Genomic DNA, 19051 nt, shown 5'->3' on the forward strand with positions numbered 1-19051 from the left:
CTCGTGGCACGCCTGTTGAAGGCGGTGGGGACACCGAGCGGCCGGGCCGGAATCACCCGGATCGGCTGCCTCGTGGCCGTCCTGGCCACCGTCGGACTGCTCCCCTGGCTCTCCGGCCGCGACCCCGCGCTCACCGTGCTGCGCGCCCGGTCCGCCGAGCAGGAGGCTACCCCGGAAGCGCTGGACGCGATCCGCGCGGACCTCGGCCTGGACGCGGGTCCCCTTTCCCTGCTGGGCAATTGGGCCTCCGGGCTGCTGCGCGGCGACCTCGGCACCTCGTGGGTGTCGGGCACCGACGTACTGCCGTCAGTGGTGGCCGGTCTCCAGGTGTCACTGTCCCTGATGGGCGCGGCCCTCGGCGTCGGGCTGCTGGTCGCCTGTGCCCTGGTCGCGCCCGTGCTCGTACGCGCCCGGGGGTCGGCAGGGGCGTTCGCCGCGATGATCGTCGCGCTGCCCGAATTCCTGCTCGCCACACTCGCGTTGCTGGTCGGCGGGGTGTGGCTGGGCTGGCTGCCGACCTCCGGCTGGGTCGGCCCGCAGTACATGGTGCTGCCCGCCCTCGCCCTGGGCATCCCCGCGGGAGGTCTGCTCGGCCGCCTGGTCGCCGACGCGCTGCCCGCCGTGCTCGACGAGCGGTGTGTGGAGCTGTGGCGGGGTGCCGGGGTCCGTCAGGCACGTATCTCGGCCGCCGCGCTGCGTCGCGTACTGCCGCCGCTGGTACCGCAGTTCGGCATGGTCGCCGTCGGTCTCACGGGCGGGGCGGTCGCCGTGGAGGTCGTGTTCGCGGTGCCGGGCATCGGTCGTACGGCGCTGGGGGCGGCCAAGTCGCAGGACCTGCCGCTGCTCCAGGGCTCGGTCCTCGCACTGCTCACGCTGGGCCTGATCGCGGGCGCGCTGGCGGCTCTCGTACGGCGCCAGATGCTGGGCCCGGCGCTGCGGGACGCGGGACTGACGCTGCCCGCGGTTCGTCCGGTCCGCGCGCACCCGGCCATTCCGGTGGCGCTCGGAGTCGTACTGCTGACCTGCATCGGCTGGGGCCTGCTGCGCGACCCGTACGCCGTGGACACGACCGCACGCCTCCAGGCCCCGTCCTGGGCGTACCCGCTCGGCACGGACGGTCTCGGCCGTGACGTGCTGGCCCGGCTCGGGCACGGGGCGGCGTCAACGGTCGGTACGGCCGCCGCGGTCTGCCTCGTCGGCCTGATCCTCGCACTCGCCCTGGGCTTCGTGCCGTCCGTGGCGTCCGGGGCCGCGGACATCGCCAACGCGCTGCCGCCGGTCATCGCCGGCATCCTGGTCGCCGCGGTCTCGGGGCCCGGCACGGGGGGCGCGGCGTTCGCGGTGGCCGTGATCTCCTGGCCTGCGCTGTCGGCGCACGCGGCGGCACTGGTCCAGGAGGTACGCGCCTCGACGTTCCTGCACGCCCAACGGGCCATCGGCGCCACCCCGTGGTGGATCCTCACGCGTCACGTGCTGCCCTCCGTGGCGGCTCCGGTCAGCCGCCACGCGCTCCTGCGCCTACCGGGTATCGCCCTGGCCCTCGCCTCGCTCGGCTTCCTCGGGCTCGGCGCCCAGCCGCCCGCTCCGGAGTGGGGGCTGCTGCTGGACGAGTCCCGCGCGTACGTGGAACGGGCCCCGTGGGCGGCGCTGGCTCCGGCGGTCGCGCTGGCGATGATGGCGGGGCTGGCGGTGTCGTTGGCGGCTTATGCGGAGGGCGGTGCGAGGGGCGCGGGGGCCGGGGCTTCGGCCGGTTCGGCTTCGGGGCGCGGCCGGTTCGCTGTCGCTCTTGCCTCGCTCCGTTCCCCCAAGCAGCCACCCATGGAGTTGCCGAACGAGTCGCCCAAGGTGTCTCTCAAGGAGCCCGCCCGATGACCACACCGAGCAATACGCCGAGTACCGAAGTCCTCCTCTCCGTACGGGACTTGCGCATCTCCTTCGGCGCAGTCGAAGCGGTACGGGGCCTTTCCTTCGACGTACACGAGGGCGAAGTCCTCGCCGTGGTGGGCGAGTCGGGCGCGGGCAAGTCGCTGACGGCGCGGGCGTTGCTGGGCATGCCACCGCGCGGTGCGACGGTGACGGGGAGCGTCCGCCTGGGCGCGGACGAACTCGTCGACGCCCCCCGCTCCGTACGCTCCGCCCTCTGGGGCCGCCGCGTCGCGCTCGTCCCCCAGGACGCGCTCTCGTCCCTCTCCCCCGTACACCAGGTGGCCGACCAACTCGCCGCCGCCGTACGGTCCGTGGACGGTGTCTCCCGCAAGGAGGCGCGGGCCCGTGCGGTGGCCGCGCTGGAGGAGGTCGGCATCGCACCGGACAAGGCACGGGCGTACCCGCACGAGTTCTCCGGCGGCATGCGCCAGCGCGCAGTCATCGCCATGGCGATGCTCCACCAGCCGGACCTCGTCATAGCCGACGAACCGACGACGGCACAGGACCCGGAAACGCAGAAGCAGGTCCTGGATTTGCTGGCCCGCCGCACGGGGGACGCGGGCGCGGCTCTGGTCCTGGTCACGCATGACCTCGCGGCGGTACGGGACCACGCCGACCGGATGCTGGTGATGTACGCGGGGCGGTTGGTGGAGGAGGGGCCGGTGGAGGAGGTTTTTGCGGGGCCTCGGGCGCCTTATACGGCGGGCTTGCTGGCGTCGCTGCCGAAGGCGCACCCCGTCAGGAGCACGGGGCTCCGACGCCTCCCCGCGATCGCGGGCGCACCCCCCGCCCCCACCGCCCTCCCCACAGGCTGCGCCTTCGAACCCCGCTGCCCCCTAGCGGACGCGACCCTCTGCCGTACGGAGCAACCCGCACCCGAAACCCAAGACGGCCGAACCATCGCCTGCCACCACTGGCGCGAACTGCCCGACAACCCCGCCGAGTTGTTCCTGGAGTCGGTGTGAGCCAAGTGCACCAAGTGACCCAAGGCGCGAGCCCCCTCCTGGATGTGCGAGAACTCGTGGTCCGCCACGGCCCCCGTACCACCGTCGACCACGTGTCCTTCGACATCGCCCCCGGCGAGACACTCGGCCTCATCGGCCCCTCGGGCTGCGGCAAGTCGTCCACCGCCATGGCCGTGCTGCAACTCCGCCGCCCCGACAGCGGCGAAGTCTGGTTCGACGGCCAGGAGTTGACGGCCCTGGACGACCGCCGGCTCCGACCGCTGCGGCAGGCGATGCAACCCGTCTTCCAGGACCCGTACGGATCGCTGAGCCCCCGCCACCGCATCCGCGACGCCATCGCGGAACCCCTGCGCGTACAGGGGACTTGGGACCGTACGACCGGCCCCGCCCGTGTAGCCGAGCTCCTGGAGCAGGTCGGCCTGGACCCGTCCCACGGCGACCGTCGCCCGCACGAACTCTCCGGCGGACAGTGCCAACGCGCCGGTATCGCCCGGGCGTTGGCCTGCGATCCCAAGCTCCTGATCCTGGACGAACCGGTCTCCGCCCTAGACCCGTCCCTGCGCGCGGGAGTCCTGAACCTCCTGGCCGAGCTGCAGGAACGCCTGGGCCTGGGCTACCTGTTCATCTGCCACGACATGGCACTCGTACGCCACTTCTGCGACCGCATCGCGGAGATGCGGGACGGCCGCCTCGTCAGGACGACTTCTCTGGAATCCCTGCGATCAATCGCCGCAAGCCCTCGGTGAGTTCGTCCGCGTCGGCCGCCGTCTCGGGGTCGAAGGTCCACTGTGCGACGAGCCCCAGCAGCAGGGCGTTGTAGAACTTGCCCAGCGTGTTGACGTCCTCCTCCGAGACGTCCTCCTCCCGGCCCCCCATGAACAACGGGATGATGCCGCTCGCCCCGCGACGCTGAGCCTTGGCCAGATGGTCGCGCACCTCGGGCACCTTGTCGCCCATCACCACGATCTCCATACTGAGCCGCCACGCCGAACCGGGCTCCATCATCGTGCCGATGATGTTCGACCAGACCGCGTGGAACCGCTCGATCGAGCCGGGCGCGGTGCCGGTCGATACGTGCTCGCCCGCGTCGAAGGCATCGGAGACCCCCTCGACGATCGAGACGTACGCCTCCGCGAGCAGCGCGTCCTTCGACCCGTAGTGGTAGCCGATCGACGCCAGGTTCGTCCCCGACTCCTTGACGATGTCGCGCGCCGTCGTGCGCACGAAGCCCTTCGCCAGCAGGCAGCGCTTGGCGCCTTCGAGCAGATCCTCACGGTGTCCCATGCGAGTCAGCCTACCGCCGGGACAGACAAGCGTCCCATACGCACGTTTTAAACGCTCGTACTAGACAAACGTTTAAGACGCTCGTACATTGCTCGGCATGACGAATCCGAAGAGCCCGAGCGACACCACCGGCCCCGCACCCCCTCGCGCTGGACGCCGCGAATGGACCGCTCTCGGCGTTCTGATGCTGCCGCTGCTCCTGGTGTCCATGGACGTCTCCGTCCTCTACTTCGCCGTACCGGCGATCAGCGCGGACCTGGAGCCGAGCGGCACCCAGCAGCTGTGGATCTTCGACATCTACGCCTTCGTCCTGGCCGGCCTGCTGATGACGATGGGCTCGCTCGGCGACCGGATCGGCCGACGCAGGCTGCTGCTGATCGGCGCCGGGGCGTTCGGCGCGGCCTCGCTGATGGCCGCGTACGCGGACAGCGCCGAGACGCTGATCGCGGCCCGCGCGGTCCTCGGCATCGGCGGAGCGACGCTGATGCCGTCGACGTTGTCGCTGGTCCGCACGATGTTCACGGACCCGGCGCAGCGCGCCAAGGCGATCGGGATGTGGTCGGGCGTGATGACGGCCGGCGTCGCGCTCGGCTCGGTGATGAGCGGCGTACTCGTCGAGCACTTCTGGTGGGGCTCGGTCTTCCTGGTCAACCTGCCCGCGATGGCGCTCCTGCTGATCCTCGGCCCCGTCCTGCTGCCCGAGTCGAAGAACCCCGCACCCGGCCGCTTCGACCTGCTGAGCGTGCCGCTGTCCATGGCCGCCGTGCTGCCGGTGATCTACGGCATCAAGGAGATCCCGTCCGAGGGCTGGAACGTGCGGTACGTGATGTCGGTGACGGTCGGTCTGCTCTTCGCCGCGCTCTTCGTCCACCGCCAGCGCACCATCGCCTCCCCGATGATCTCGCCTGCCCTCTTCCGCGGCCACGGCTTCGCGCCCGCCGTCTCGCTGAACCTGCTCTCCGCGTTCGGGATGATGGGCTCGGCGTACTTCACCACGCAGTACCTCCAGTCCGTGCTCGGCAAGAGCTCCATGGAGGCCGCGTTGTGGGGGCTGCTGCCCTCCGTCCTGGTCGGAGTCGCCGCTCCGCTCTCCGCGCAGCTGGTGCAGCGGGGCGTGAACCGGGCGTTCGTCGTCGCCGGTGGCTTCCTGGTCGCGGCCTGCGGCTACGGGATGCTGACCGCGGCCGGTACGGACTCGCTGTGGCAGGTGCTCGCCGGTTCCGGTGTCATCGCCGCCGGGATCGTCGCTGTTATGTCCCAGATGATGGACCTGGCGCTGGGCACCGTACCGGCCGAGAAGTCCGGCACCGCCTCCTCCGTCCTGGAGACGGGTGCGGAGTTCGGCGGCGCGCTGGGCATGGCGGTCCTGGGCTCCATCGGAACGGCCGTGTACCGCCACGAGATCCCGGCTTCGGCACCCGCCCCGGCCCACGAGACGCTCGGCGGCGCACTCGCCGTGGCCCGGCAGCTACCGGACCGTACGGGCGAAGCCCTGGTGACGACGGCCCGCGAGGCCTTCACCAACGGCATGCAGGCGGCAGCGATCGCCGCGACGGTGCTGCTGCTGGGGGCGGCGGTCCTGGCATCGGTGACACTGCGGCGGGTACGGGCCCGTGAGGCGAAGGCCATGGAGTACGCGTGCGAGTCCGAGAAGGCTCTCGCCTAAGGCGTTCCCCCGCGCCCCTAAGGAGGCCGCAGGCCTCTTAGGGGCGCGGGGAACTGCGCGACCAGCCACGACGGACCCGCAGCGAACCACGCTTCCAGCCCGTCCGGCGTTTGAGGACGAGGCCGCTAGGCCGACACGGGGGGTCTGGGGGCGGAGCCCTCAGGTGGCGGTCACCTCACACAAGGTTCACCGACCGAGCCGACGTCGCCCCGATCTCTTCCGCAAGCTCATTGAGCACGTTCTGCGGAACCGTGTCGTCCACCGTAAGGATCGCCAGCGCCTCGCCGCCCAGGTCCGTACGGGCGACCTGCATGCCGGCGATGTTGATGCCGGCCTCGCCGAGGATGCGGCCGAGGGTGCCGACGACGCCGGGGCGGTCGGCGTACTTGAAGACGACCATGTGGTCCGCGAGGGCGAGATCCACGTCGTACTCACCCACTGCGACGATCTTCTGGTGGTGCTTCGGTCCGGCCAGCGTGCCGGAGACCGACACCTCCTCGCCGTCGCCGAGCGTGCCGCGCACAGTCACCACATTGCGGTGGTCCGGCGACTCCGAGCTGGTGGTCAGCCGCACCTCGACGCCCCGCTCCTGCGCGAACAGCGGAGCGTTGACGTACGACACGGTGTCGTCGACGACGTCCTCGAACACGCCCTTCAGCGCGGAGAGTTCGAGCACCTTGACGTCGTGCTGGGTGATCTCGCCGTACACCTCTACGTCGAGGCGGACCGCGACCTCGCCCGCGAGCGCGGTGAAGATGCGGCCGAGCTTCTCGGCGAGCGGCAGGCCCGGCTTGACGTCCTCGGCGATGACGCCGCCCTGGACGTTCACGGCGTCCGGGACGAGCTCACCAGCGAGCGCGAGCCGCACGGAACGCGCGACCGCGATGCCCGCCTTCTCCTGGGCCTCGTCGGTGGACGCGCCGAGGTGCGGGGTGCAGACGACCTGGTCGAACTGGAAGAGCGGGGAGTCCGTGCAGGGCTCCTTGGCGTACACGTCGAGGCCCGCGCCCGCGACACGGCCCTCCTTGAGCGCCGAGTACAGCGCCTCCTCGTCGACGATCCCGCCCCGCGCGGCGTTCACGATCCGCACCGACGGCTTGACCTTGTGCAGCGCGTCGTGGCCGATGAGGCCGAGGGTCTCGGGGGTCTTGGGCAGGTGCACGGTGATGAAGTCCGAGACCTCGAGCAGCTCGTCGAGGGAGAGGACCTTCACGCCCATCTGTGCGGCCCGCGCGGGCTGCACATACGGGTCGTACGCCACGACCTTCATGCCGAAGGCCGACATGCGCTGTGCGACGAGCGCGCCGATGCGGCCGAGGCCGACGACACCGAGGGTCTTCTCGGCGAGCTCGACGCCCGTGTACTTGGAGCGCTTCCACTCGCCGTTCTTGAGCGCGGAGTTGGCCTGCGGGATGTTGCGCGCGGTGGCCAGGAGCAGGCCGCAGGCGAGTTCGGCGGCCGTGACGATGTTGGAGGTAGGTGCGTTGACGACCATCACGCCGGCCTTGGTGGCGGACGAGACGTCGACGTTGTCCAGGCCGACGCCGGCTCGTGCGACGACCTTGAGCTTGCCGGCGGCCGCGATGGCCTCGGCGTCGACCTTGGTGGCGGAACGGATCAGGATCGCGTCGACCTCGGCGATGGCCGGGAGCAGTTCGGCTCGGTCCGCTCCGTTGCAGTGCCTGATCTCGAAGTCCGGGCCCAAGGCGTCGACGGTCGCGGGCGACAGCTCTTCAGCGATGAGTACGACCGGTTTGCCGTTGGCAGCAGTGCTCACGTGAGTCCTCACAGGTCCAATGCGGACGGCCGTCCCGACGGCCGCAGGCGGTGGAGGGTGGTGGCCGCGTGGAAGACGCACGACGTTGTGGGCCTGACGCGTATGTATCTCAGCAGTCTAGTGCGGCTGCGGGGGCTGTCCTGCGCCTCCGCGGAAGGATCACTCATCCGTGGCTGCGCGCCGTGGACGAGCGGTTACCGGGGGTTCGGCAAAGGGGCCGCAGCCAATCGCTGCGGCCCCGTGCCTAAGGCTTACGCCTCGTCGTCATTGACCCAGCTCATGAGCTTGCGCAGCTCCTTGCCGGTGGTCTCCAGCAGGGACTCGGAGTCCTGCTTCTTGTACTCGTTGTACTTCTTCAGGCCACCGTGGTACTCGGCCATCCACTCGCGGGCGAAGGAACCGTCCTGGATCTCAGCGAGGACCTTCTTCATCTCGGCCTTGGTGGCGTCCGTGATGATCCGCGGGCCGGTGACGTAGTCGCCCCACTCGGCGGTCTCGGAGATCGACCAGCGCATCTTGTCCAGGCCGCCCTCGTACATGAGGTCCACGATCAGCTTCAGCTCGTGCAGGCACTCGAAGTACGCGATCTCCGGCTGGTAGCCGGCCTCGGTCAGCGTCTCGAAACCGGCCTTGACCAGCGCGGCCGTACCACCGCACAGGACGACCTGCTCACCGAACAGGTCGGTCTCGGTCTCCTCGGTGAAGGTCGTCTTGATGACACCGGCGCGGGTGCCGCCGATGCCCTTGGCGTACGAGAGGGCCAGCGCGAAAGCGTTGCCGGACGCGTCCTGCTCGACGGCCGCGATACACGGAACGCCGCGGCCCTCCTCGTACTGACGACGCACAAGGTGGCCGGGGCCCTTGGGGGCGACCATGCAGACGTCGACGTTCGCCGGGGGCTTGATGAAGTCGAAGCGGATGTTCAGGCCGTGGCCGAAGAAGAGCGCGTCGCCGTCCTTGAGGTTGTCCTTGATGGACTCCTCGTAGACCTGCGCCTGGATCGGGTCCGGCACCAGGATCATGATGACGTCGGCCTCGGCGGCGGCCTCCGACGGCGTCACCACGCGCAGCCCCTGTTCCTCGGCCTTCGCCTTGGACTTGGAGCCCTCGTGCAGACCGACGCGGACGTCGACACCCGAGTCGCGCAGCGACAGCGCGTGGGCGTGGCCCTGGCTGCCGTAGCCGATGACCGCGACCTTGCGGCCCTGGATGATGGACAGGTCGGCGTCAGCGTCGTAGAACAGCTCGGCCACTTTGGGTTCTCTCCTCGGGAGTGCAGGTGTTGCGTCCCACCGTATGACGGGGGGCGGAAGCGAAGTCTCGGGGTCTCGGAATACGGGCGGTCGGACGCGTTCCGACCGCCCGTTTGGCGTCTTAGGCCGACCGGTCCAGCGCGCGCAGCGACCGGTCCGTGATCGAGCGCGCGCCGCGGCCGATGGCGATGGTGCCGGACTGGACGAGTTCCTTGATGCCGTACGGCTCGAGCATCTTGAGCATCGCGGACAGCTTGTCGTTGCTGCCGGTGGCCTCGATGGTGACGGCCTCCGGGGAGACGTCCACGGTCTTGGCGCGGAACAGCTGGACGATCTCGACGATCTGGGAGCGCGTCTCGTTGTCGGCGCGGACCTTCACCAGAACGAGTTCCCGCTGAACGGCCGAGCCTGCCTCGAGTTCGACGATCTTCAGGACGTTGACGAGCTTGTTGAGCTGCTTGGTGACCTGTTCGAGCGGCAGGTCCTCGACATTGACCACGATGGTGATGCGGGAGATGTCGGGGTGCTCGGTGACGCCGACGGCGAGCGAGTCGATGTTGAAGCCGCGGCGGGAGAACAGGGCGGTGATCCGGGCGAGGACACCGGGCTTGTTCTCCACCAGGACCGAGAGCGTGTGCTTGGACATTTCTCTGTGTCTCTTCTCTGTGTTCTCGTCTCTGCGGTCTCGCTCGCTCAGTCGTCTTCGTTGTCGCCGAAGTCGGGGCGGACGTCCCGGGCGGCCATGATCGTGTCGTTCGAGGTGCCGGCGGCGACCATCGGCCAGACCATCGCGTCCTCGTGGACGATGAAGTCGACGACGACCGGACGGTCGTTGATGGAGTTCGCCTCTTCGATGACCTTGTCCAGGTCGTCGGGGGACTCGCAGCGGATCGCGTGGCAGCCCATGGCCTCCGACAGCTTCACGAAGTCGGGGACGCGGGTGCCGGCGCTCGGCTGCTTGCCGTCGGCCTCTGGCCCGGAGTGCAGCACGGTGTTGGAGTAGCGCTGGTTGTAGAACAGGGTCTGCCACTGGCGGACCATCCCGAGGGCGCCGTTGTTGATGATGGCGACCTTGATCGGGATGTTGTTCAGGGCACAGGTGGTGAGCTCCTGATTGGTCATCTGGAAGCAGCCGTCGCCGTCGATCGCCCAGACCGCGCGGTCCGGCTGCCCCGCCTTGGCTCCCATGGCGGCCGGGACCGCGTAGCCCATGGTTCCGGCGCCGCCGGAGTTGAGCCAGGTCGCGGGCTTGTCGTACTCGATGAAGTGCGCGGCCCACATCTGGTGCTGGCCGACGCCCGCCGTGAAGATCGTGCCGTCCGGGGCGAGTTGGCCGATGCGCTCGATGACCTGCTGCGGCGAGAGCGAGCCGTCGTCGGGCTGGTCGTAGCCGAGCGGGTAGTTGTCGCGCCAGCGGCTGAGGTCCTTCCACCAGGCGCTGTAGTCGCCGGTGTTGCCCTCGCTGTGCTCCTTCTGCACGGCCTGGACCAGGTCGGCGATGACCTCGCGGGCGTCCCCGACGATCGGCACGTCGGCGGCGCGGTTCTTGCCGATCTCGGCCGGGTCGATATCGGCGTGGACGATCTTGGCGTACGGGGCGAAGCTGTCCAGCTTGCCGGTGACGCGGTCGTCGAAGCGGGCTCCGAGGGCGACGATCAGGTCGGCCTTCTGCAGCGCGGTGACGGCGGTGACCGAACCGTGCATGCCCGGCATTCCCACGTGCAGCGGGTGGCTGTCGGGGAATGCGCCGAGCGCCATCAGGGTGGTGGTGACGGGCGCTTCGGTGAGTTCTGCGAGGACCCTCAGCTCGCCGGTCGCGCCGGCCTTGATGACGCCGCCGCCGACATACAGCACGGGCCGCTTGGCGGCGGTGATCAGCTTGGCGGCCTCGCGGATCTGCTTGGCGTGCGGCTTGGTCACCGGGCGGTAGCCGGGCAGGTCCATGGCCGGCGGCCAGCTGAAGGTCGTCTTCGCCTGGAGGACGTCCTTGGGGATGTCGACCAGAACCGGTCCCGGGCGGCCGGAGGCGGCGATGTGGAACGCCTGCGCGATCGCCTGGGGAATGTCCTCCGCCTTGGTGACCAGGAAGCTGTGCTTGGTGATCGGCATGGTGATGCCGACGATGTCCGCCTCCTGGAAGGCGTCCGTACCGATCGCCTTGGACACGACCTGCCCGGTGATCGCGACCAGCGGCACGGAGTCCATGTGCGCGTCCGCGATCGGGGTGACGAGGTTGGTGGCGCCTGGGCCGGACGTCGCCATGCACACGCCGACCTTGCCGGTGGCCTGCGCGTAGCCGGTGGCCGCGTGACCGGCGCCCTGCTCGTGACGGACCAGGACGTGACGGACCTTCTTGGAGTCCATCATCGGGTCGTACGCGGGAAGGATGGTGCCGCCGGGAATGCCGAATACCGTCTCGGCGCCGACCTCCTCGAGCGAACGGATGAGGGACTGCGCACCCGTCATGTGCTCGGGCGCGGACGGCTGCCCTGAGGAACGGGGCCGCGGCTGCGGATGGTGGGCCCCGGTGGCCTGCTCGGTCATCGGCATTCTCTTCTCGATGCTGAGGGTTTTTGCGAGGTTTGTGCGGTGTACGACTCTTGTACGGCTGGGCCTGTGCAACAAAAAACCCCTCGTGCCGTGAGGCAAGCGAGGGGAGCGCGTCGGGTGCGGTCGCTGGAAGTTCCGGTTCATCGATCCGGTCGTTCCCAGCTCAGCCGACGCGCTTTCCAAGTACGAGAATTCGGGTGCGCATGGCACAGACCCTCTCCCCGGCACACTGTGCCTGTCAAGTGGGTGGGACGGGAGTCTCATTATGTGAGCGGAGAGCCGTCCCAGTGGCGTACGCCCCCGAAGGGCCGCCGACCGTATAGGCACCAGAGCCTCCACCTGCGTAAACCCCGGCCACCGAGCCGCTCACGAGGACCGGCTCGGCCTGGTGGCCGGGCAGGGGGTAACGGCCGGAGGCCAGCGCGCGGCGCAGCCGGACCTCGTCGAGCGGTTCGGAGAACGCCATGCCCTGGCCATGGGTGCAGCCCATGTCGCGTAGGGCGACGGCCTGCTCGGGCCGGTCCACGCCGTCAGCCACCGACTGCAGTCCGAGATCACCGGCGATCCGGAGCAGCCCACTGGTGATCTTGTGCAGCCGGGCCGACTCGACGACGCCCTCGACCAGGGAGCGGTCGAGTTTCAGTACGTCGACGGGGAGGCGCCGTAGCGCGGTGATCGTCGCGTAGCCGCTGCCGAAGCCGTCCAGGGCGATCCGGACGCCGAGACGCCTGAGCGCGCTCAGCCGGCGCTCCAGCTCGTCCATCGAGACCCGAGGATCCGTCTCGGCCAGTTCGATGACCAGGGCGCCGGAGGCCACGCCGTGCCGGGTCAGCAGGGCCTCGATGGAGCTGAGGGGCATCGAACGGTCGAGGAGCCGGCGGGCGTTCATCCGGACGGCGACGGGCACGGCGAGCCCGGTGGCACCGCGCTCGGCGGCCTGCTCGATGGCCTCCTCCAGCATCCAGCGGCCGAGTTCGGCGGTACGGTCGCTGTCCTCGGAAACGCGCAGGAAGTCGGCGGGCGTGAGCAGCGCGCCCTGTGCCGAGCGCCAGCGCGCCTGCGCGACGACCGTCGTGATCCGGCCGGTGTCGAGACAGACCACGGGCTGGTGCAGCAGCGCGAACTCGCCGTCGTGCAGCGCGGCCCGCAGCCGGGTCGCGAGCTCCGCCTTCCGTACGACGTCCTGCTGCATCTGTGGCGCGTACAGCTCGACTCGGCCCTTGCCCGCGGCCTTGGCGCGGTACATCGCCAGGTCGGCGTTGCGCAGCAACTCGCCCGCGCCCAGGCCCGGTTCGGCGAAGGCGACGCCGATGGAGGCGGCCACCCGGACATCGTTGCCGTCGATGGAGTACGGCTGCGAGAGGGTGACGCGGAGCCGGTCGGCGAGCTCGAGGATGTGCCGCTCGCGCGCGGTGCGGTCGCGGGTGCCGTCGCCGACGATGAGGGCCGCGAACTCGTCGCCGCCGAGCCGGGCGGCCGTGTCCCCGTGCCGTACCGCCTCCTGGAGTCTGCGGGCGGCCTGGACGAGCAGTTCATCGCCTGCCTGGTGCCCGATCGTGTCGTTGACAGCCTTGAAGCCGTCGAGGTCGATGAAGAGCACGGCGGTGCCCCGGTCGGAGGAGCGGCGGCCGGACAGGGCCTGCTGGACGCGCCGGGTGAACAGGGCGCGGTTGGGCAGGTCGGTGAGCGGGTCGTGCTCGGCGTTGTGCTGCAACTGGGCCTGCAGGCGCACCCGTTCGGTCACGTCACGGCTGTTGAGGATGAGGCCGCCGTGGTGCCGGTTGACGGTCGACTCGACGTTGAGCCAGCCGCCGTCGCCGGACCGGAAGCGGCATTCGATGCGCGTAGTGGGTTCCTCGAGGGGGCTGGCGGCGAGGAAGCGGCGCACTTCGTGCACCACGCAGCCCAGGTCCTCCGGGTGGATGAGCGAGGCGAGTTCGGTCCCGACGAGCTCCTCCGCGGGCCGTCCGTAGACGCCGAAGGCGGCTGGGCTGACGTAGTGGAGGATGCCGTTCGGCGTGGCGATCATGATGACGTCGCTGGAGCCCTGCACCAGGGAGCGGAAGTGGCTCTCCGTCTGGGCCAGTTCCTGGGTGAGGGTGATGTTGTCGAGCAGCATGATGCCCTGGCGTACGACGAGGGCGAGGACGACCGTGCCGCCGGTGATGAGCACCACGCGGTCGACGCTGCGGCCGTTGAGCACGTTGTAGAGAATGCCCAACGTGCAGACGGCCGCGGCCAGATAGGGCGTGAGTGCCGCGAGCGAACCGGCGATGGGCCGGCCTGCCGGATGCCGACTGGAACCTCCTTCCTGGAGGGGCACCTGGGCCGGTTGTTCCGGCAGGGGTGCTGCTTGTCCCGTTCGGGGCCGTGGCACGTAGCCGGACACCACGCGCGTGTGCCCCTCTTCTTCCGTGTCCGTCTGTCCTTGTCGGTGCCCCACCCAGGGGGCGTAGGCGAGCAGCAGCGAACCGGCGAACCAGCCGGCGTCGAGCAACTGGCCCGAGCGGTAGCCGTCGTGCAGCAGCGGTGAGGTGAACAGCGCGTCACACATCACCGTCAGCGCGAGAGCTCCTATGGCGGTGTTCACCGCGGCCCGATGAACGAGCGTCCGCCTGAAGTGCAGCGCGAGGACCATGCTGATCAGGGCGATGTCCAGCAGGGGGTACGCCAGCGACAGCGCGGTGTGCGCGACACTCGGTCCCCCGGTCTTGGCCGCCTGGGCCAGGGCGAGGCTCCAAGAGAGCGTGAGCAGCGAGCCGCCGATGAGCCAGGCGTCCAGGGACAGACAGATCCAGCCGGACTTGGTCACGGGCCGTTTGGCGAACACGAGGAGTCCCACGATGGCCGGTGGGGCGAAGCACAGGAAGAACAGGTCGGCGTAGCTGGGGCTGGGTATCGGGCGGGACAGGACGACCTCGTACCAGCCCCAGACGAAGTTGCCCGCCGCCGTCATCGCGGAGGAGAGGGCGAACAGCAGCCAGGCGGGTCGAAAACGGCTGCGCCCGCGCCGGGCGCCGAGGAAGCAGGAGACGGCCGCTGCGGCGGCGGCCGCGCTCAGCCCGAAGTCACCCATGATCAACGCCAGCGTCCCCGAGCCCCAACTGAACGCGCAGCCGAGGGTGTAGGCCGCGCACACCAGGGCCAGCACCACCTGCGGGACCACGCTCGTGCCGTCGGCGGTGAGGGGACGGCGGGCCAGCAGCGCCCCCTGGGAGCTCACTGTGCCCCTCCGGTCCGCGCCGCCCCCGAGTCCCTTTGGTCCCGGCCTGCCGATGGTGGTGTCCCCGCCCGAGCCGTGCGAAGCCGGTTCGTGGGTGGGGGTGCGTGCCACCTGCGACCGCTGTGCCTGCGGTGATCAGGGCGGCTGTGGCCACTTCTGTGTGGTGCGTGGGAGGTTCGCCGTCGGCGGCCCCGCCGCGTCGGATCGTTGGTCCATAGGCCGTACATCGCCCGTCGCCCCCCTCACAGTCCACGTCTCGTCCCCGGCGCCGTCCGGTGCGCGGCGCATCCCCTGTCCGGACGATACACCAGTCTCGTCACTCAGGGACATAGTCCCTCTACTCTCCGTGACGACCAGCGGTGATACGTGAACCGACCGCAGTCAGGGGACTGCGGAGGGTGTTCGCAGAGGCTACGCGCCCGTCGTAAGGACCACGTTCCGCATCGGCTCCCGGTTCACAAAACGATGGAACTGGTCCACCAGGAGCCGCTCGGCGCGCGGAAAGAACGCGGATGTCGGGCCCCCCACATGCGGACTGATGAGCACTCCCGGCGCATGCCACAACGGGTGTCCCTTGGGCAGCGGTTCGGGGTCGGTGACGTCAAGTGCCGCTCGGATCCGGCCACTTTCCAGCTCGGCGAGCAGCGCCTTCGTGTCGACGACGCCGCCACGGGCGACGTTCACGAGCAGTGCGCCGTCCTTCATCCGCGCCAGGAAATCGGCACCCGCCAGGCCCCTGGTCTGCTCGGTGAGGGGGGTGATGAGCACCACCACATCGGCGTCCGGGAGGAGTTCGGGCAGTGCGGTGATCGGATGCACGGGCCCGCGCTCCGTCTCACGTGCGGAGCGCGCGACGCGCGCCACCCGCGCGACCTCGAAGGGCGCGAGCCGGTCCTCGATCGCGGCACCGACCGAGCCGTAGCCCACGATCAGCACCGACTTGTCCGCGAGCGCGGGGCGGAACCCCGACCGCCACTCCTCGCGCTCCTGCCCGCGTACGAACTCGGGGATGCCCCGCAGCGAGGAGAGGATCAGCGTCAGTGTGAGCTCGGCCGTACTGGCGTCGTGCACCCCGCGCGCGTTGCACAACTGCACGCCTGTAGGCAGCAGTCCGAGACCGGGCTGGACGTGGTCGATTCCGGCCGACAGCGTCTGCACGACCCGTACGGACGTCATTTCGGCCATCGGACGCACCGAGATCTCGCTGCTCTTCATGTAGGGCACGACATAGAAGGCGCAGTCGGCGGGATCGGCGGGGAAGTCCTGCTCACCGTCCCAGAAACGGTAGGTGAGGCCTTCGGGGCGGCCGTCGAGGTCGGCTGGATCAAACGGGAGCCACACTTCGGAAGTCATGCTCAGGAGGCTAGGCCAAGCATTGACAGACCCAGAGGTTAGTTTTGGGGGTCGGAAAAGGGAGGCACGGCCAGGTGGAGCGGAGGACGATCGGGGCTGCGGCGCTCGATGTGGGGGCTGTCGGGCTCGGCTGCATGCCGATGAGCTGGGCGTACTCGGCTTCCCGGCAGCGGGGCGATGAGTCGCTGCGGACCCTGCACACGGCCCTCGACCGGGGCTCCAGCCTCCTCGACACCGCCGACATGTACGGGCCCTTCACCAATGAGCTGCTGGTGGGCCGGGTCCTCAAGGAGCGGCGGCCGGAGGCGTTCGTCTCCACCAAGTGCGGGCTGCTGGTCGGTGAGCAGCACATCGTGGCCAACGGCCGCCCCGGGTATGTGAAACGGGCCTGCGACGCCTCGCTGCGGCGGCTGCAGACGGACGTCATCGACTTGTACCAGCTGCATCGCGCCGACCCCGAGGTGCCGGTCGAGGAAACCTGGGGCGCCATGGCCGAGCTCGTGACGGCCGGGAAGGTGCGGGCACTCGGGCTGTGCGCGGTGGGCGCCCGCTCCGGCCGTCGCTCGGGGGCACACCTGCACGACGGAACGATCCGGCAGCTGGAGCGGGTGCAGCAGGTCTTCCCGGTGAGCGCGGTGGAGGCGGAGTTGTCGGTGTGGTCGCCGGAGGCACTCGACGGGCTGCTGCCGTGGTGCGAGGCGCGCGGCGTGGGTTTCCTGGCCGCGATGCCGCTCGGCAACGGCTTCCTGACCGGCACGCTCACGCCCGGCGAGGGCTTCGAACCCGATGACGTACGCGCCCGGCATCCTCGCTTCACCGCCGAGATGATGGCCGCGAACCAGCCGATCGTGGCCGGTCTGCGCCGTATCGCACGGCGGATCGGTGAGGAGACCGGTGCGGAGGTCACTCCGGCGCAGGTGGCGCTCGCATGGGTGCTCGCGCAGGGGCGGCATGTGGTGCCGGTGCCGGGGGCGAAACGGGAGCGGTGGGCGGCCGAGAACGCCGGGGCGGCGGGGCTGCGGCTGTCGGCGCGGGATCTGGCGGAGGTGGCGGAGCTGCCTGCGGCTAAGGGGTCGTGGGACTGAGCGGGACGGGCTGAGTGGAGCGGCCTGAGCGGAACGCAGCACGGGGTCACGGCAGCATGAGGTCACGGCAGCACGGGCTTACAGCTCGAGCACAGACTCACAGGTTGATGAGCGAGGGTGGTGCGGAGGGCTCGTAAAGGTCTCGCCGTGATGCCCGGCCGGATCTCGTCGCATTTCGCGTTCTGAGATCGGGAACCTGTGAGGCGGTTGCGGTGTATGAACAGTAGAACCTGCCGCGTCGAAGGGATCCAGATCGTGCAACGTCGAGCTGTGACGGCCGTGTTGGCCGCTGCCGCCCTCCTGCTGACGGCCGGCTGTTCTTCCGGCGACGAAGGGGGGTCGGACGGCGGAGCGAACGCCGCCCCGAGTCGTACGGAACCGGGGTCCTCCCCCGGCGGGCAGGCGACCGGTGAGGCGCCGCCCGCGAAGGGCTCCGTGAAGGTCGTGCGGACCGTCGCCGAGGGCCTGAACACGCCGTGGGGCCTCGCGCCACTGCCCGAAGGCGACCTGCTGGTGTCCTCGCGCGACGAGGGGACGATCACCCGGGTCGACACGAAGAGCGGCAAGAAGACCGAGGTGGGCACGGTGCCGGGCGTCGCCGCCGCCGGCGAGGGCGGCCTGATGGGGCTCGCCCTCTCACCGGAGTACGCCTCGGACCGCATGGTCTACGCGTACTTCACCTCGGCGTCCGACAACCGCATCGTGCGCATGCTGTACGACGCGGAGAAGCCGGCCGGTGAACAACTGGGCGCTCCCGACACGGTGTTCAGGGGCATCCCGAAGGGCACGAATCACAACGGCGGGCGGATCGCCTTCGGCCCGGACAAGATGCTCTACGCCGGCACGGGCGAGCGGTACGAACCTGACCTGGCCCAGGACAAGGGCTCCCCGGGCGGCAAGATCCTCCGCCTGACCCCGGACGGCGAGCCGGCTCCGGGCAACCCCTTCGACAACGCCGTCTACTCCTACGGTCACCGCAATGTGCAGGGCCTGGCCTGGGACTCCGAAAAGCGCCTGTGGGCCTCCGAGTTCGGCCAGCAGACCTGGGACGAGCTGAACCACATCGAGCCTGGCGACAACTACGGCTGGCCGGACGCCGAGGGCGAGTCCGACGACTCCCAGTACCACAACCCGATCGCCCAGTGGGGCGTGGCCGAGGCCTCCCCCAGCGGCATCGCCTACGCGGAGGGCTCCATCTGGATGGCGGGCCTGCGCGGCAAGCGCCTGTGGCGCATCCCCCTGAACGGCACGGAGCGGGCGGCCGACCCCCAGGCCTTCCTGGAGGAAGAGCACGGCCGCCTGCGCACGGTGGTCTCGGCAGGCGAGAACAAGCTGTGGCTGGTCACCAGCGAAACGGACGGCCGGGGCACCCCGGAGGACGGGGACGACAAGATTCTTGAGCTGGAGGTGACGTAGCTGGGGGTGCAGCTCCGAAGCTCCGGGTACCTTCAGTCCCCGCCGGGGTCCGGCTTCGCGGGCGCCCCGGCGTCCGGTTCCGTGCGCCCTCGGGCGTCCGGTTCCGCGGGAACTCCGGTCTCCGGCTTCGCGGGCGCCCTGGCATCTGCTTCCGTGGGCACCCCGGCCTCCGGCTTCGCGGGCGCCCTGGCATCTGCTTCCGGGGACATCCCGGCGTCCGATTCCGGGGACATCCCGGCCTCCGGCTTCGCGGGCGACCCAGCGTCCGGTTCCGTGGGCATCCCGGCGTCGGGTTCCGCGGGCATCCCGGCCTCCGGCTTCGCGGGCGACCCAGCGTCCGGTTCCGTGGGCATCCCGGCGCCGGGTTCCGGCGGCGCCAGACCAGGCAGCCGTACGACGACCTTGCCGGACGTGAGGTCTATCGGCCCCCGCCCCGGGTCGCTGTCCCCGGCGTCCTCGCGGGTCATCTCGAGACGGTTGCGCTCGTCCTGGGTGTGCTTGCGGCCGGGGGCGAACAGTTCCTCGAACATGTTGAACACGGCGCCTCCCTCGG

General features: G+C 70.1%; 14 protein-coding genes. 6 read left to right on the plus strand and 8 right to left on the minus strand.

Going from position 1 to position 19051, the window contains the following annotated elements; genetic code table 11:
* Positions 1-24: 24 nt before the first annotated feature.
* From OHT21_RS13125 to OHT21_RS13135, 3 genes are read left to right on the plus strand one after another with little or no spacing between them, the layout of a single operon-like run.
* Complete coding sequence (locus tag OHT21_RS13125; protein WP_443050630.1) at positions 25-1872, plus strand: ABC transporter permease subunit; 1848 nt, start codon at positions 25-27, stop codon at positions 1870-1872.
* Positions 1869-2891 (plus strand): ABC transporter ATP-binding protein, encoded by a 1023-nt coding sequence (locus tag OHT21_RS13130; protein ID WP_328768443.1) that lies wholly within the window; start codon positions 1869-1871, stop codon positions 2889-2891. Before OHT21_RS13125 ends, OHT21_RS13130 begins: the two co-directional genes overlap by 4 nt.
* Positions 2892-2935: 44 nt before the next feature.
* Complete coding sequence (locus OHT21_RS13135) at positions 2936-3637, plus strand: dipeptide/oligopeptide/nickel ABC transporter ATP-binding protein (RefSeq protein WP_328768445.1); 702 nt, start codon at positions 2936-2938, stop codon at positions 3635-3637.
* Here the strand turns inward: OHT21_RS13135 and OHT21_RS13140 are convergent.
* Positions 3585-4175, minus strand: coding sequence for a TetR/AcrR family transcriptional regulator (locus OHT21_RS13140; RefSeq protein WP_328768447.1), 591 nt, complete (start codon positions 4173-4175; stop codon positions 3585-3587). The two genes, OHT21_RS13135 and OHT21_RS13140, sit on opposite strands and share 53 nt — an antisense overlap.
* A gap of 97 nt (positions 4176-4272) precedes the next feature.
* Between OHT21_RS13140 and OHT21_RS13145 the strand changes: the two genes are divergently transcribed.
* Entirely contained in the window at positions 4273-5841 is a 1569-nt protein-coding gene (locus OHT21_RS13145; protein WP_328768448.1) for an MFS transporter, read from the plus strand.
* A 175-nt stretch (positions 5842-6016) separates the two neighbouring features.
* Here the strand turns inward: OHT21_RS13145 and serA are convergent, their stop codons facing one another.
* From serA to OHT21_RS13175, 6 genes are all read right to left on the minus strand, one after another.
* Positions 6017-7618 (minus strand): phosphoglycerate dehydrogenase, encoded by a 1602-nt coding sequence (gene serA, locus OHT21_RS13150; protein WP_328768450.1) that lies wholly within the window; start codon positions 7616-7618, stop codon positions 6017-6019.
* A 251-nt stretch (positions 7619-7869) separates the two neighbouring features.
* Positions 7870-8871, minus strand: coding sequence for a ketol-acid reductoisomerase (gene ilvC, locus OHT21_RS13155; RefSeq protein WP_328768451.1), 1002 nt, complete (start codon positions 8869-8871; stop codon positions 7870-7872).
* 121 nt (positions 8872-8992) lie between these two features.
* Positions 8993-9517, minus strand: coding sequence for an acetolactate synthase small subunit (ilvN, locus tag OHT21_RS13160; RefSeq protein WP_328768453.1), 525 nt, complete (start codon positions 9515-9517; stop codon positions 8993-8995).
* A gap of 47 nt (positions 9518-9564) precedes the next feature.
* Positions 9565-11421: an acetolactate synthase large subunit gene (locus tag OHT21_RS13165; protein WP_328768454.1), complete on the minus strand. Its 1857-nt coding sequence runs from the start codon at positions 11419-11421 to the stop codon at positions 9565-9567.
* A 238-nt stretch (positions 11422-11659) separates the two neighbouring features.
* Positions 11660-14644 (minus strand): putative bifunctional diguanylate cyclase/phosphodiesterase, encoded by a 2985-nt coding sequence (locus OHT21_RS13170; RefSeq protein WP_328768455.1) that lies wholly within the window; start codon positions 14642-14644, stop codon positions 11660-11662.
* A gap of 411 nt (positions 14645-15055) precedes the next feature.
* Positions 15056-15997, minus strand: coding sequence for a 2-hydroxyacid dehydrogenase (locus OHT21_RS13175; protein WP_328768456.1), 942 nt, complete (start codon positions 15995-15997; stop codon positions 15056-15058).
* Between the two features lie 74 nt (positions 15998-16071).
* Here OHT21_RS13175 and OHT21_RS13180 point away from each other — a divergent pair, with 74 nt between their 5' ends.
* The gene (locus OHT21_RS13180; protein WP_328768457.1) at positions 16072-17082 is read left to right on the plus strand and encodes an aldo/keto reductase; all 1011 of its coding nucleotides are present in this window, start codon (positions 16072-16074) and stop codon (positions 17080-17082) included.
* A gap of 216 nt (positions 17083-17298) precedes the next feature.
* The gene (locus tag OHT21_RS13185) at positions 17299-18498 is read left to right on the plus strand and encodes a PQQ-dependent sugar dehydrogenase (RefSeq protein ID WP_328768458.1); all 1200 of its coding nucleotides are present in this window, start codon (positions 17299-17301) and stop codon (positions 18496-18498) included.
* Between the two features lie 32 nt (positions 18499-18530).
* On the opposite strand, the gene OHT21_RS44655 is transcribed toward OHT21_RS13185, so the two are convergent.
* On the minus strand, positions 18531-19028 hold the full coding sequence (locus tag OHT21_RS44655; RefSeq protein WP_443050631.1) for a DUF6191 domain-containing protein: 498 nt from the start codon (positions 19026-19028) through the stop codon (positions 18531-18533).
* Positions 19029-19051: the final 23 nt, after the last annotated feature.

The sequence above is a fragment of the Streptomyces sp. NBC_00286 genome (assembly GCF_036173125.1).
GTDB lineage: Bacteria > Actinomycetota > Actinomycetes > Streptomycetales > Streptomycetaceae > Streptomyces.

Bases quoted from the DNA above. Each gene is read 5' to 3' on its own strand.
- OHT21_RS13130 (WP_328768443.1), top strand. From the start codon at position 1,869: ATGACCACACCGAGCAATACGCCGAGTACCGAAGTCCTCCTCTCCGTA.
- OHT21_RS13140 (WP_328768447.1), bottom strand. From the start codon at position 4,175: ATGGGACACCGTGAGGATCTGCTCGAAGGCGCCAAGCGCTGCCTGCTG.
- OHT21_RS13145 (WP_328768448.1), top strand. From the start codon at position 4,273: ATGACGAATCCGAAGAGCCCGAGCGACACCACCGGCCCCGCACCCCCT.
- ilvN (WP_328768453.1), bottom strand. From the start codon at position 9,517: ATGTCCAAGCACACGCTCTCGGTCCTGGTGGAGAACAAGCCCGGTGTC.
- OHT21_RS13165 (WP_328768454.1), bottom strand. From the start codon at position 11,421: ATGCCGATGACCGAGCAGGCCACCGGGGCCCACCATCCGCAGCCGCGG.
- OHT21_RS13175 (WP_328768456.1), bottom strand. From the start codon at position 15,997: ATGACTTCCGAAGTGTGGCTCCCGTTTGATCCAGCCGACCTCGACGGC.
- OHT21_RS13185 (WP_328768458.1), top strand. From the start codon at position 17,299: ATGAACAGTAGAACCTGCCGCGTCGAAGGGATCCAGATCGTGCAACGT.
- OHT21_RS44655 (WP_443050631.1), bottom strand. From the start codon at position 19,028: ATGTTCGAGGAACTGTTCGCCCCCGGCCGCAAGCACACCCAGGACGAG.